At 40.2% G+C, this 15,119-nt stretch carries 12 protein-coding genes; 3 read left to right on the plus strand and 9 right to left on the minus strand.

Annotated elements, in window-relative coordinates; genetic code table 11:
- Nucleotides 1–17 precede the first annotated feature (17 nt).
- Entirely contained in the window at nt 18–221 is a 204-nt protein-coding gene (locus HII17_RS16940) for an Arc family DNA-binding protein (RefSeq protein WP_169076560.1), read from the plus strand.
- 38 nt (nt 222–259) lie between these two features.
- On the opposite strand, the gene astB is transcribed toward HII17_RS16940, so the two are convergent.
- Nucleotides 260–1,597 carry an N-succinylarginine dihydrolase gene (astB, locus tag HII17_RS16945; protein ID WP_169076561.1) on the minus strand — a complete coding sequence of 446 codons (1,338 nt, stop codon included), beginning with the start codon at nt 1,595–1,597 and terminating at the stop codon, nt 260–262.
- Between the two features lie 305 nt (nt 1,598–1,902).
- On the opposite strand from astB, the gene HII17_RS16950 reads away from it, so the two are divergent.
- The gene (locus tag HII17_RS16950; protein WP_169076562.1) at nt 1,903–2,982 is read left to right on the plus strand and encodes an ABC transporter substrate-binding protein; all 1,080 of its coding nucleotides are present in this window, start codon (nt 1,903–1,905) and stop codon (nt 2,980–2,982) included.
- Nucleotides 2,983–3,016: 34 nt separating this feature from the next.
- On the opposite strand, the gene HII17_RS16955 is transcribed toward HII17_RS16950, so the two are convergent.
- A complete protein-coding gene (locus HII17_RS16955) occupies nt 3,017–3,589 on the minus strand; it encodes a PhnA domain-containing protein (RefSeq protein WP_169076563.1) in 573 nt (190 codons plus the stop codon).
- 193 nt (nt 3,590–3,782) lie between these two features.
- On the opposite strand from HII17_RS16955, the gene HII17_RS16960 reads away from it, so the two are divergent.
- A complete protein-coding gene (locus HII17_RS16960) occupies nt 3,783–5,420 on the plus strand; it encodes a methyl-accepting chemotaxis protein (protein WP_169076564.1) in 1,638 nt (545 codons plus the stop codon).
- 47 nt (nt 5,421–5,467) lie between these two features.
- Here the strand turns inward: HII17_RS16960 and HII17_RS16965 are convergent, their stop codons facing one another.
- The 7 genes from HII17_RS16965 to lpxB all read right to left on the minus strand — a co-directional run bounded on the left by HII17_RS16965 (nt 5,468) and on the right by lpxB (nt 15,119).
- Nucleotides 5,468–5,983 carry a hypothetical protein gene (locus HII17_RS16965; protein WP_169076565.1) on the minus strand — a complete coding sequence of 172 codons (516 nt, stop codon included), beginning with the start codon at nt 5,981–5,983 and terminating at the stop codon, nt 5,468–5,470.
- 133 nt (nt 5,984–6,116) lie between these two features.
- Entirely contained in the window at nt 6,117–7,298 is a 1,182-nt protein-coding gene (locus HII17_RS16970) for a dicarboxylate/amino acid:cation symporter (protein ID WP_169076566.1), read from the minus strand.
- A 67-nt stretch (nt 7,299–7,365) separates the two neighbouring features.
- A complete protein-coding gene (gene tilS, locus HII17_RS16975) occupies nt 7,366–8,727 on the minus strand; it encodes a tRNA lysidine(34) synthetase TilS (RefSeq protein WP_169076567.1) in 1,362 nt (453 codons plus the stop codon).
- A gap of 36 nt (nt 8,728–8,763) precedes the next feature.
- Nucleotides 8,764–9,720 carry an acetyl-CoA carboxylase carboxyl transferase subunit alpha gene (gene accA / locus HII17_RS16980; RefSeq protein ID WP_169076568.1) on the minus strand — a complete coding sequence of 319 codons (957 nt, stop codon included), beginning with the start codon at nt 9,718–9,720 and terminating at the stop codon, nt 8,764–8,766.
- A 53-nt stretch (nt 9,721–9,773) separates the two neighbouring features.
- Nucleotides 9,774–13,295 carry a DNA polymerase III subunit alpha gene (gene dnaE, locus HII17_RS16985; RefSeq protein ID WP_169076569.1) on the minus strand — a complete coding sequence of 1,174 codons (3,522 nt, stop codon included), beginning with the start codon at nt 13,293–13,295 and terminating at the stop codon, nt 9,774–9,776.
- A 32-nt stretch (nt 13,296–13,327) separates the two neighbouring features.
- A complete protein-coding gene (rnhB, locus tag HII17_RS16990; protein WP_169076570.1) occupies nt 13,328–13,972 on the minus strand; it encodes a ribonuclease HII in 645 nt (214 codons plus the stop codon).
- Complete coding sequence (gene lpxB / locus HII17_RS16995) at nt 13,965–15,119, minus strand: lipid-A-disaccharide synthase (RefSeq protein WP_169076571.1); 1,155 nt, start codon at nt 15,117–15,119, stop codon at nt 13,965–13,967. Before lpxB ends, rnhB begins: the two co-directional genes overlap by 8 nt.

Genomic DNA, 15,119 nt, shown 5'->3' on the forward strand with positions numbered 1-15,119 from the left:
AGTAATTAGGAGAAAATATGGCGGCTAAGAAAAGCTTTCCGCTACGAATTAATCCTGACATATTGGCAGCAACACAACGTTGGGCTGATGATGAACTGCGCAGCGTTAATGCTCAAATTGAATATTTACTTCGCCAAGCGTTGCTAAAAGAAGGCAGAATTAAATTAGTTCAACAGGTAACAACGGTTGTTGAGTCAACAGATGCAAAGAAAAAAGAGTGAGCTTAGCTCACTCTTTTTATTTGAAGCCGTTTAAACAATTAGTTTTGTTGGAATCGGTAAACTGAGCCTAAGTTTAATATTTGAGTTAGTTCATCTAACGCGGTGCGGGATTCGCTAACTAAATTAGGATCACGTAAATCATTCAGTGTTAATTGTTCACGATAATGTTTGTCAACCCAGTTATTAAGCACAGAAAATTTATTATCATCTAACAAACAATGTTGATTTACCGCATTCAACTCTGTTTCATTTACTGCTACACGCAAACGTAAGCAAGCGGGCCCGCCACCATTTTTCATGCTTTCATTTACGTCATAATACTTCACATGTTTAATCGGTGTATTTAGGGTCACAAGCTCATCTAAATATGCTTTCACTGAAGCGTTTTCATAACAATGCATCGGCGCAATAATTGCCATTTCTCCGTTAGGGAGTGTGATAATTTGCGTATTAAACAAATAGGTGTTTACGCAATCTTCTACTGAAACTTGCGAGGTTTTCACTTCGACAAAATGTACATCACAGCTCATTTTATCGCTCACATCAGCAAGGAAGGTCTCGGTATTTAAAAACGCTTGTTCGTGAAAGAACAATACGTTCTGGTTACCTACCGCAATTACATCGTTATGAAATACACCTTGATCAATAACATCAGGGTTTTGCTGCACATAAATTGTTTGCGAATTCTCGAGGCCATGTAAACGTGCTACTGCCCTGCTCGCTTCAATAGTTTGTCTGGCAGGAAATTTTGCTGGCATTGGCATATTTCGATTAAATGCATAACGGCCATAAGTAAAGATCTCAATCCCCTGTTCACCGTAGCGGTTACATAAACGCGTATGATTTGCGGCACCTTCGTCACCAAAGTGCTCGTTATCAGGTAAATGCTGGTGATGAACGAAATGTGCTTCGTTATTAAAGGTCGCTTTTAAAATATTGCCTGTCGTCTCAGGCTCTAGTGAACGGTGAAACTTATTAGTCAAATTAGCTGGGGTAAAATGAACCTTTTGGTCGCTAGTATCTGCAGAAGGCGATACTGTTGCTGCATTTGCAGTCCACATACTCGATGCCGAACAACAGGCAGACAATAACGTTGGCGCTTGTTTAAATGCAGTTTCCAGTACATTGGCATCGGTTCCTGAGAATCCAAGTCGACGTAGCGCAGCCATATCAGGTCTTTCCTGAGGAGCTAAAACCCCTTGTGTCATACCCATATCATGTAGCGCTTTCATTTTGGCTAAACCTTGTTTAGCTGCTTGTTTCGGATTTGAAACATCATTCGCGTTATTGAGCGAAGCAACATTCCCTTCAGATAAACCTGCATAGTTATGAGTTGGGCCAACTAATCCATCAAAATTAACTTCTGTACTTTTCATTTTAATTACCTAGTAAAATCATACTGCTAGTCTATCAAATCTAGTTAGTCGATTAATGACAATTGACGTTAATTTCATAGCTCTAATCAATAAATTTTCCATATTCAAATGTTAAAAAATCGTAAACCACTAAATTAATTATAATTTTTAATAAAAAAATTGTAATTTCTCGTCTGAGTGGACTAGGATTTAATTATAAATTCTTAACGCTTTTGTAAAATCAAAAGCTGGTTATAAACACTTCGAACTCTGTTAAATTTAAAGGGCGTTACGTGGTAGCGATTAGGCATTTCGTTAAAATTTTAATGATAAATTTCATCGTCTTTAGTGTCTGCGCACAAGACAATGTCGTTAAAATTGGTATGTCAGCTCCTTTCTCCGGACCTACTCAGGAATTGGGAAAACAGATAAGGCAAGGTGCAAACGCTTACTTTCAACGCTATAACAAATCTGAGCACGGCATGCGATTGCCAATTCAATTATTAAGTTTAGATGATGGTTACGAACCAAGCAGAACAATCACCAACACTCGCCAATTTATAAACCAAGATAAAGTTTTTAGTTTGTTTAGCTATGTCGGCACGCCTACAACTGAAGCTATAATGCCAATGTTGCAACGCCACAATATGCTGTACTTTTCTCCGTTTACCGGCGCAGAATTTCTTAGGACGCCGTTAGTTCCTCAAATTTACAATATTAGGGGGAGTTACTATCAAGAAGCTGAATTAATCGTTAATCACTTTGTTAAAGAACATGCTATTAAAAAGGTTGTATTGTTTATACAAGCAGATGCGTTTGGTATAGCAGCAAGTAAAGGCTACATCAATTCATTACAACGCCGTTGGATAACCGATATCGTCCAAGTTCGTTATAAAAGAAATTCTTCTAACGTACATAATGCAATTAAAAGCATTATAAAGGAAAAGCCTGACGTTATTCTAAGTGTCGGCACGTATAAACCGATTTCTTCATTAATTAATCAGCTTCGAGAGCAAGGCATTCAGACACCTGTAGCCATGGTCTCTTTTGCCGGGGCAAAGGCGCTTAAGGCGAGTTTAACTAACTTCGAGAATGTCTATATTTCTACAGTAATGCCTAATCCTGAGCGATCTCAAATTAGCATTATTCAACAATATAGGCGAGACATGGCGGGTAAAGCACTAAGCCATGAGTCGTTAGAAGGTTACATAAATGCAGCGCTTTTCACTCAAGTATTGCATAAGGCTAAAAAACCACTAACGAAAGAGAGTTTTAAGTACGCCGCAGAAAACAATAAGTTCGATGTTGGTGGAATTCATGTAAATTATAACGCTAGTAATCATTCAGCACACCTACCTCCGGTGCTAAACAAAGTCACAAAAAAAGCGCTAATCGAACTCGATTAGCGCTTGAATTTAATTCTGCAATCTTGAACTGATTCTAATTTGACTTTTTACAGTACGCAGCAATGATAACAATTCGTGTGCCGTTGACTTTGCCTTCAATATGAAGCGGATTTTCAGTTAACGATATTCCTCTAACCATTGTCCCCTGTTTTGCGGTAAAGTTTGCCCCTTTCACCACAAGATCCTTCGCTAAAGAAACATTATCACCTGCTTGTAACTGATTGCCATTAAAGTCTAATGTTGGTTCTGCATCTTGTGTCATTGCAATAACTCGTTCGGCCCATGATTTAACGTCGTCTTCTAAATAAATCATATCTAAGGCATCTTGTGCCCAGCTTTCACTTGATAAACGTTCAAGCATCACATATGAAATAACTTGCACTGCTGGTTCTTGATTCCACATGCTGTCATTTAAGCAGCGCCAGTGGTTAACATCCATACCAACTTCTTTTTCAATTTGATTGTGACACGTTGAACAAATAAGAATGGCTTTATTCGCACTTCCATCATTTTCTGGCGGTAATGGATATATAGTTAACCCTTCAGATGTACCACACAGCTCACAGCTATTATTGCTGCGCTCTCTTAACACTTGCTCAACAGACATGCTTCAAACACTACTCAAGATAAAATTGGCGCCATTATGCCCGCTTTTAACCTCAACGTGTAGAAAAAGCTTTGGTGGTTCACAGCAATTTATAGCCAATCAATTCTTTAATTTACCTTTGAAATAATCTCGGTCAACTATAATTAATTGTGCACTAGCGATTTCTATTTTGATTAAAGGTGAGGTAATAGACATGTTTTCACTAAGAGCTATCACGATAAAAACAAGAATGATGTTCATAATTACCATCGTATTTATCGGGTTGTTATTGCTAACCTCCTTTTCTCTAATGAATGAGAAGCAAGCTCTGTATGAGCAGCAGCAAGAGAAAGTTCAAAAAATTGTCGAAGGAGCTAAAAGCATAGTTAGCTACTATTACAGCTTAGCGCAATCAGGCCAGATAACTGACCAAGAAGCGAAAAATCGAGCCATTGCCATACTAGAAAATTATCGTTATGACGGGAAAAATTATGTTTGGATAAACGATAGTGTACCCAATATGATTATGCACCCATTTAAACCTGCTCTAAACGGCAAGCCAATAGGCCAAGTAAAAGACCCTGACGGTGTTCCATTATTTGTTGAAATGGTCAATGTAGTTAAGAAAAGTAGCAAAGGCTTTGTTGCTTATAAATGGCCAAAACCAGGAGCTGAAGATCCAGTAGATAAAGTTTCATATGTGGAATTATTCTCGCCATGGCAATGGATAATAGGTACAGGCGCATATGTAGATAATGTTGATGAGATTTTCGCTCGTCAACGCAACTTTATGTTGCTAATTTCCGCAGTAATTCTCGCCATACTAATATTTGCCATAAATATCATTAGTAAAAGTATCATCAACCCTGCTCGTCAAGCTTATGGTCTTATGACGGATATTGCCGAAGGTGAAGGTGATTTAACTAAGCATCTCTCAGCTCATGGCAAAGACGCCATAGCTCGTTTAGGGCGCTCATTTAACTTATTTGTTGATAAAATGCGAAGCTCGTTATCGGAAGTATCAATTAGCGCCCAACAAACTCGAGACAATGCAGAACTGTTGGCCGAGACAAGCGAATCAAACAAACATTTTATCCAAAACCAAAGTGACAATACCACGCAAGTAGCAGCCGCCATGGAACAAATGACGACAAACATAAAAGAAGTCAGCAATCACGCCGAAGCGGCCGAGCAAGCAGCAATAGACGCACAACAGCACACAACATCAGGTAAAAAAGTCGTTCACGAAACCATAGAGCAAATAGAAGGGTTATCACAAGATATAGATACCGTAAGTGACACAATTACTGAATTAGCTAATGAGTCTCAAAATATTGGGGCAGTATTAGACGTTATTCGCAGTATTGCAGATCAAACTAACCTTTTGGCTTTAAATGCAGCTATTGAGGCTGCTCGAGCCGGTGAACAAGGTCGCGGGTTTGCTGTAGTTGCAGATGAAGTTAGAACACTAGCAAGCAGAACTGGTCAAAGTACAGATGAGATTCAAGCTATGATTCAAAAGCTCCAACACGGCACTAAACAAGCAGTTGATGCAGTTAGCAACAGTCAAGAAACCTCACGTAAAACTGTTGAAATTGCCGCGAGTGCCAATGCTTCACTAACGACAATTAATGATTTAGTGATGGAAATCTCTAATATGAATTCACAAATAGCCCGGGCGACTGAGCAACAAACTCAAGCAGCAAGTGAAGTAAACTTAAGAATATCTGAGCTTGCAGATATGACAGGAGAAGCATTAGCAATGACCGAAAGCCTGTCACTGGCAAGCGTAGAGTTAAAGCAAAGTAGCGACGAGATGAGTAATGTCGTCGACAGGTTTAAACTCAGTTAAATTACGCTAGGTATAACTTAAAACCAGCAATACTTCAGACGAGGCAATTAGGCCGATATATTTAATACGTCACCTTTTTGGTAGTACTTTTCGTGATAGGCTTGCATTTGTTTTGACTGTTCGCGTTCATGAAGTAATAACTCTTGAATATCCAAAGGTGCTTTACCTTTATATTTAAGCTTAAGTACATCACTTTTAAATGACAAAGCTTCTTGCTGAATATCAAGGTAAGCTAATGTGGCGGTCTCGTGTTTATCCGAAGTGAATTGTTCATGTCCATTATCTACATCTCCAACATATGCCTCAAACATAGCTTTCTGGTGTTGATTTTTCGCCATCGTCAGATCAAGCTGCCAAGCTTTGTCTAACTGTTGCTTAAACTCTTCTTGCTTTGCGTTAACACCGTCTTCGACACCAATTATAAATGAGCGTTGCTGTTCTGGTGTTAAGTTTTCATAAAGCTCTTTATGGTCTGGAAGTTCTGGTACTGACTGAATGCTAGGTCGCTCACTTCTATAGTAAAGTGAAGAGTAACCTGATTGTGTAGGGTTTATATTTGTCATAACAGCCTCCTAATTAGATGCTGTTAGTGTAATGTTAAACTCCTGACTACTTTGTAATCAATTGTAGTTATATCGAAACAGTTTGATCAAAAAAGGCGGTTGAAAACCGCCTTTTAACTATTAGAGTAACACGCTAGCTTTCTGCCGCTTGTTTAGTTTCTGGAGCTTCTTGCTCATCAGCAAACTTATCAACCCATAATGCGATAGCGCCATCACCAGTCACATTACATGCTGTACCAAAACTATCTTGAGCTAGGTATAAAGCGATCATTAGTGCTAATGCTGCATCGGTAAAGCCTAACATACTGGCAAGTAAACCTAATGCAGACATTACTGCGCCACCAGGGGCACCAGGTGCAGCAATCATTGTAACGCCTAACATCAAGATAAAACCAATCATGCCACCTAAACCTGGTAGCGCTAATTCTGGGGTTAGTAACATTACCGCGCTAGCACAAGTAACAATAGTAATTGTCGAACCACTCAGGTGGATTGATGCACACAAAGGTACGGTAAAGTTAGCAATAGAATCGCTCACTTTATTTTCTTTAGTTGCACGTAAAGATACAGGGATTGTCGCGGCACTCGACATGGTACCTAACGCAGTAAAGTAAGCAGGTAACATATTTTTAAGTAAAGCGGCTGGTGATTTACCCATTGCGGCTGCACTGCCAACATACAATACGGTGATCCACACCCAATGCATAATAATAGCCAATACTAAGACCACGCCAAAGGTTTTTAATGTTGAGAAGACTGTGCCATCTACCGTCATTTCTGCAAAAACACCTGCGATATAAAACGGTAACGCTGGAATAATCACTTTACTTAATAGCACTTCAATAATGTCACGAGCTTCGTTTACGCCTTTGCGCAAGCCTTCTGCATTAATAGCACTTATACCGATACCTAAAATAAAGGCTAATGCTAAAGCGGTCATTACTTCAAACATTGGAGGAATTGAAATATCGATAAAACCTTTTAGTTTCTCTCCTTCAACAGCCGCTTCAAGTACATTGCCACCAACTAAGCTTGGCAGTACATTACTTGCAACTATAAACGCTAGCGTACCAGCCACTATTGTCGAACCATATGCAAGCCCTACAGTTTTGCCTAACAAAGAGCCCGAGCCTTGAGGCAACGAGGCTATACCGCTAGCAATATAGAACAAAATAATTAATGGGATGGTAAACTTAATGAGTTGTCCCACTAAAGTCTGTATTGTAAATAAAAGCTGGATAAGAAAGTCAGGCGCATAAAGGCCCAACACCATACCAGCAACAATACCGGCGATAAGTTTAAGAACTAGATTCATGAATGCTCCACTGTGTGAATTTTCGTTATTATTATTGTGTGTCGTGTTGTTCGCTATTCTAACGCGATTATTGCGGTGCTAGCCAGCGTACATAAATTTGATTACTCCGTTCACCTGCCAAAAAGCCTTTACAGACAAATTGCCCTAGTGCTGTTACAAGACATTCATTTTGATACAAAAACGGGATCCTTTTTCTTTGCCAAGGTGGTAGTTTTAATTCTTGTAATACTTTCTTTAACGGACGTGAGTGTTGGCGATAGTCAGGTTCAACAATTGGGTTACTATGAGAAAAGCGCAAGCTTAAGTTACTCACATCAGCACCAAGTGAAATTACCGTCACGTCCTTTTCGTTTTGCTGCATACACTCAGCAGAAAAGATAAGGGAGCCGAGATTGTCAGGCAACAACACAGAAAAGTCGTTTATTGATAATCTCTGACAATCTATCGTAACTTCATAATCTTTCAAGTCTTTATAATCTGGCGTTAAAAATATATTGCCGTTATAGCGTCTTGCGACTAATTGCCCGAGTTTAATTTCTGGTGTTTTGTCATGTTGTGCGGCTAATTGGCTAAATAGTTCATCTAATTGTGCTTGTGATGGCATCAACTTATTCAACTGCCCTATCGCATATCGAATGACATTGTTAAAACGTGCACGGCTTAACGATAACAACTCTTCTAAACAAAGTATTTGTGATGACTGAGCAACTTTTTCAAAATCTAGTGAAGCAATTTCATCAGCTAGTTGCTGGTTTTCTCGGCAATGTGCAGCACTACGCACGACTGTTTGGTTAAAGCCCTGCCAGCGCTTATTTAATAAAGGTAAAACGTCAATGCGTAGAAAGTTTCTATCATAACGACTATCACTATTTGACTCGTCTTCAATCCATGCAAGCTGGTGATTAGTTGCATAGCTTTCAATTTCTTTGCGAGAATTTGATAATAAAGGGCGAATTAGTTGGTGCTTACCTAAATTTGCTTCTTGTGCCATAGCAGACAAGCCTTTAACGCCCGCGCCGCGTTTTAAAGCCAGTAAAAAAGTTTCTGTTTGATCGTCTAAATGATGCCCAGTAAGAATAATAGCAGGCTCACTAAATAAAGACGTCAACACGTTGTAACGCGCATCCCTAGCTAGTGCTTCAATACTCTCTGAATTATTAGTATCGAGCTCAACAGCTACTACTTCTATCTCAAATCCAAATTGAGAACATTGTTGCTTTGCGAATTCTTGCCACTGTTCGGCATTTTCACTTAATCCGTGATTTACATGACAAACTTTTATTTGAGGAAAAGGTGTTAGCTGCGATTTCAATTGATAGAGCAGATGCAATAATACTTGTGAATCTACGCCACCGCTATAAGCCACAACAAGGGGTGTAGTTATGTGTGAGTTAAGAAGGTTTGTAAGATATTGCTGAGCAAGTTTCATAAAAAAGCGGCCTTTAGGCCGCCCTTATTGAGTAAATTAACAGTAACCGTACGACATTAAACGATCGTAACGTTTTTCAATTAATTCCTCTTTTGATAAGCCTTCTAAAGACGCTAAATCAGATTTTATTGCTTGCTTAAGCAAGGCAGACATTTCATCCATATCGCGATGCGCACCACCTAAAGGCTCTTCGATAATATTATCAATTAACTCAAGCTCTTTAATACGGTTTGCCGTAATACCCATAGCTTCGGCAGCTGTCGACGCTTTTTCTGCAGTTTTCCATAAAATTGATGCACAACCTTCAGGAGAAATTACTGAATAAGTTGAGTACTTAAGCATGTTAACGCGATCGCCAACACCAATAGCTAATGCACCACCTGAGCCACCTTCACCAATTACTGTACAAACAATTGGTACAGTTAAACGTGACATAACTTTTAAGTTACGTGCTATCGCCTCACTTTGACCACGCTCTTCAGCACCTACACCAGGGTATGCACCTGGAGTATCAATAAATGTAATAATTGGCATTTTGAAACGCTCAGCCATTTCCATTAAGCGTAACGCTTTACGGTAACCTTCTGGACGTGGCATACCAAAATTACGCTTAACCTTTTCTGACGTTGAGCGACCTTTTTGGTGACCAATGATCATCACTGGCTTACCATCTAAACGAGCTGTACCGCCTACAATAGCTTTATCATCAGCGTAAGCTCTGTCACCTGCCAACTCATCAAACTCAGTAAAGATCCGGCTAAGGTAATCGTGAGTGTATGGGCGTTGAGGGTGGCGAGCAACGCGAGCTGTTTGCCATGGATCCAAATCGGCATAAATTTTTTGCGTTAATTCTTTATTTTTTTCACGCAATTGCCCGATTTGCTCTTCCAAATCTAAGTTAAGCTCCTGGCCATTGTTAACCAGCTGTAATTCTTCAATTTTGGCTTCTAACTCAGCAATTGGCTGTTCGAAGTCTAAAAAGTTTAATGACATATTTGTTTGTCTACCTAACCTGTCCGTAAATCAGTGTATTCCACTAATTTTTGTTATTTAAATTGTAAGGCAAGATTATCCTCGCCCAACAGAATCTTAAATTCGTGCAATAACATATCAGCAGGCGTAACCCGCCATTGCACGCCTAGTTCAAGCATTGCTTCAGCTTCTTCTCGCTGATAAAACACACGAACTGGGCAAGTACCGTCTTTATATGGTGACAATACTTGCGTAAATTGTTCGATAAAATTAGCGCTGATTAGCGCATTATCCACTTTAAGATCCAGAGATTTAACGTTATTTTCTCTGGCATCAGCAATGGTCATTATATCTCGGGCGGTCATTGTATATCCACCTGAATAATCATCAAAGCTGACCTGTCCGCTACAGACTAATATAGCATCATTAACAAGTAGATCTTGAAAGGTTTCGTAATCATCAGGAAAGAGTCTAACATCAATACGTGCACTCTTGTCATCTAAGGTGACCAAAGCCCAACGTTTGCCTCGTTTATTAACCAGTACTCGCACACCAATTACCAAGCCTACTAAGGTTGCTGACTTCTCTTTTCCTGTCGGTTGCACGCTTACTAAGCGACTGCTGGCGTAGTTTTTAATTTCACTCAAATAACGATTTATCGGGTGGCCTGTTAAATACAAGCCTAATGTTTCTTTTTCACCGTCAAGCCATTGAGGCTCAGGCCATTCTGGTACGTCTTTAAACGTTTGACGAGTATCTTCTGGTTCTTCGTTAATTAAGCCAAACAGATCATTTTGACCCAACGCTTGAGCTTTATGATGTTGCTCTGAAGCTTTAATCGCTTCCGGCAAAGTTTCAAACAAGGCAGCTCGATGTGGTCCTCCACCATCGGTTTTAGGACCTAATGCGTCCATAGCTCCTGATTTAATTAATCGCTCAAGCACACGTTTATTAGTTTTCTTAATATCTACTCGTGCACAAAAGTCGAATAAATCAGCAAATGGGCCACCTTCTTCTCTTGCCGCAATGATGGCTTCGATAGGTCCTTCACCAACCCCTTTTACCGCCCCAATACCATAAACAATTTCGTAATCATCGTTTACAGTAAATTTATACTGTCCAGAATTAACATCTGGTGGCAAAAGAGTAAGCCCCATGTTCTTACATTCATCAACTAGGGTTACTATTTTATCCGTGTTGTCCATATCTGCTGACATTACGGCAGCCATAAATGGTTCAGGGTAATGCGCTTTCATCCATAAGGTTTGATATGAAACCAGCGCATATGCTGCCGAGTGTGACTTGTTAAAACCATAACCAGCAAATTTTTCTACCAAATCAAAGATTTTCATGGCGAGTTCGCCATCTACGCCATTTTCAATTGCCCCTTTTTCAAAGGTTGAACGCTGCTTGGCCATTTCTTCAGGCTTTTTCTTACCCATAGCGCGGCGAAGCATATCTGCACCACCTAGCGTATAACCAGCTAGTACCTGAGCAATTTGCATTACTTGCTCTTGATAGAGAATAATACCGTAGGTAGGTTCAAGAATTTCTTTTAGCGATTCGTGTTGCCACTTTTCATCCGGATAAGAAACCGCTTCACGACCGTGTTTACGTTCAATGAAGTTATCAACCATGCCTGAATCAAGAGGGCCAGGTCGAAACAATGCAACAAGAGCGATAATATCTTCGAAGCAATCAGGCTTTAACTTTTCTATTAACGCTTTCATGCCGGACGATTCAAGCTGGAATACAGCAGTAGTTTGCGACGCCAGTAAGAGTTTAAAAGAGTCTTTGTCTTCTAAAGGAATAGCGGCTATATCTATCGGTTCTTTACCAGCTCTGAGTAGCTTTTCATCGGCCATTTCTATGGCCCATTGTAAAATGGTAAGCGTTCTCAACCCTAAGAAATCAAATTTAACAAGACCTGCATCTTCAACGTCATTTTTATCAAATTGGGTAACAGGGTTTTTACCTTCTTCATCACAATATAGTGGTGCAAAGTCTGTAATTGTCGTTGGCGATATAACTACGCCACCGGCATGTTTACCGGCATTACGCGTGGTTCCTTCCAATATACGACACATATCGATGAGGTCTTTAACGTCACTGTCTTGCGCATAAATCTCTGGCAATTTAGGCTCAACATCAAACGCTTTCGCGAGTGTCATACCAGGATCACCTGGAATTAACTTGGAGATACGATCGACAAAGCCATACGGGTGACCAAGTACACGGCCTACATCGCGAATTACCGCTTTTGCGGCCATCGTACCAAAGGTGATGATTTGTGATACCGCATCTCGCCCGTAAAGCTCGGCTGTATGATCGATAACCTCATCGCGTCTATCCATACAGAAATCGACATCGAAATCAGGCATAGAGACACGTTCAGGGTTTAAGAAACGCTCGAATAGCAAATCATACTCTAGCGGATCCAAGTCGGTAATTTTCTGGGCATAAGCGACAAGTGATCCCGCACCTGAACCTCGACCTGGGCCTACTGGTATATTGTTATCCTTACTCCACTGGATGAACTCCATAACGATCAAGAAATAACCTGGGAAACCCATGGTATTGATTACATCAAGTTCTATTTTTAAACGCTCATCATAAGGTTTCCGTTTTTCTTCAAAATCGGGTGCGTCTTTATCAAATAAAAACTCTAAACGCTCTTGCAAACCTTCTTCGGATACTTTGACCAGATAATCTTCAATTGGTAAGCCTTCGGTTGGAAAGTCAGGTAGCACATACTCACCTAAGGTAACCGTAACATTACAACGTTTGGCAATTTCGACAGAATTAGCTAATGCTTCTGGAATATCCGCGAATAGCTCAAGCATTTCTTGCTCTGTTCGCATATATTGTTGGTTGGAGTAACGTTTTGGTCGGCGTTTATCATCTAGTGTAAAACCATCATGAATCGCTACACGTATTTCGTGAGCATCAAAATCTTCTTGATTAAGAAATACCACTTCATTAGTTGCAACCACTGGCAAACTATATTCGCCGGCAAGCGCTACCGCTTGATGTAAGTAATTTTCTTCGTCTTGCCTTCCTGTTCGAATAAGCTCCAAATAAAAGCGTTCAGGAAAATACTTTTGATAAAACGCGACCATTTGCGTTACTTGTTCATGATTGCCTTTCAGCAACGCCTTACCGATATCCCCTTCTCGTCCGCCCGAGAGCAATATAAGCCCTTGTGCATGTTCAACTAACCAATCTTTATCAATAATAGCTTTGCCCTGAACATGGCCTCTTAGGTAAGCTTTTGAGATTAGCTCTGTTATATTTTTATAACCGGCATTGTCAGAACAAATAACTACCAGTCGAAAAAGCTCACCTTCCAATTCTTCACTTTGTACCCAAAAATCACAACCAATAATGGGCTTAATACCTGCGCCATGACAGGCATGGTAGAACTTAACCAGACCGCAAAGGTTAGTCTGATCTGCCATACCAATAGCAGGCATATTTAGCTCTTCAGCTCTGGCTACGATAGGTTTCATTTTGCTCAACCCATCACACATTGAAAAGTCACTATGAACTCTTAAATGAATAAATTGGGGATGGGCAACAACTTCGAGCTCAGACATGAATGTTCACTTTATAATAATTAATTTTATAGTTACTTCGCTAAGACTGCAGCTACAGGCTTAAAGCTCTTACGATAACAATCTAGTACGCCAAGTTCAGCAATTTTTTCAAAATGCGCTTTGGTCGGGTAGCCTTTATGGTTTGCAAAGCCAAACTCGGGATATTTGGCATCGAGTTCAATCATATCATTGTCTCGTTCCACTTTTGCCAAGATAGAGGCAGCACTTATCTCTGCAACACGAGCGTCTCCTTTGACAACCGCTTGAGACGGTATGCCCATTTCTGGACAACGATTGCCATCGATTAACACATAGTCAGGTGTAACATCTAAGCCAGCGACAGCGCGTTGCATTGCGAGCATTGTGGCATGCAATATATTGATGGTGTCAATTTCTTCAGGGCTCGCTCGGCCAATAGCCCATGCTACTGCTTTTTGTTTTATTTCTTCTGATAGTAATGTACGTTTCTTTTCCGATAACTTTTTGGAATCCATCAGCCCTTCGATAGGATTATCCATATCAAGAATCACTGCAGCTGTAACGACATCCCCGACTAACGGCCCTCGACCCACTTCGTCGACGCCTGCGATACAATAGGCAACTGGATATTCAAACGGTGGTAGTTCTTTTTTTAGCTTGGCCTTTTTAGCGGTCGTTGCTTTAGTAGTATTAGTCATCTTTGAGCAACTCCGAAACGGCATTGGCAGCTTGTAAACTAGCATCTTGTTTTAGCGACAAATGAATCTCGGTATACGCTTTATCTAACGAGGATTGATCCTTATATAAACGTTCCTTGATAAGCGGTACTAAATTTTCTACGGTCACTTCGTATTGTAAAAGTTCAGGAACAAGCGCCTTGTTTGCTAGTAAATTCGGTAAAGAGAAATACTTTAACTTTACTAAAAATTTGCCTAATTGGTAAGTAAACCAATTAAACCGATATGTGATGACCATAGGTCTTTTTATCAATGCCGCTTCAAGTGTCACGGTACCAGAAGCCGTCAATAAGCAGTCACTTGCCGCCATTACATCTTGTGTTTTGCCAACAATCACCGTTAAGTCTAATTCGGGAGCTACAGCTTGACGCAGCTCATTAAATTGTTGAGCACGCTTATCACTGATCATAGGTACCACGAAAGTCAGTTCAGGATCTTCCGCTAGCAATGCTTTAGCCGTTTGCAAAAATACAGGCACCAATTTACTCAGTTCACTGCCCCGGCTACCAGGCATCAAAGCCAACACTTTACCTTTCGGGTCTAGTCCTAGTATTTCTCTAGCGACTTTCTTGTCAGATACCAATGGAATGTCATCTGCAAGTGAATGACCAACAAACTGACAAGGCACTTGATACCTATCATAAAAAGCCTTCTCAAACGGCAACAAAGCCAAAACCAAATTAGTCGCGCGTTGTACTTTGAATACGCGCTTTTCACGCCAAGCCCAAACAGATGGGCTCACATAATGTACGGTTTTAATGCCCTGACCCTTTAACTTTTCTTCCAAAGTTAAATTAAAATCTGGCGCATCTATACCAATAAATACATCTGGCTTATTGTTAATAAAGTATTCGGTTAACGTTTTACGAATGTGGAGTAGTCGGCGAATTCGACCTAGCACTTCAAATAAGCCCATAACCGCTAGCTCATCCATGGCAAACAGGCTTTCAAAGCCTAGAGCATTCATTTTAGGGCCACCAATACCAATAAATTTGGCATTAGGGTACTTTGATTGTAGGGCTTTTATTAAGCCCTCTCCAAGGGTGTCTCCTGAGTGCTCACCGACAACAATGGCAAACACTGGAGATTGATTTGATAATTCTGACAT

Origin of the sequence: Thalassotalea algicola (genome assembly GCF_012932965.1) — a bacterium.
In the GTDB taxonomy this organism is placed as follows: domain Bacteria; phylum Pseudomonadota; class Gammaproteobacteria; order Enterobacterales; family Alteromonadaceae; genus Thalassotalea_F; species Thalassotalea_F algicola.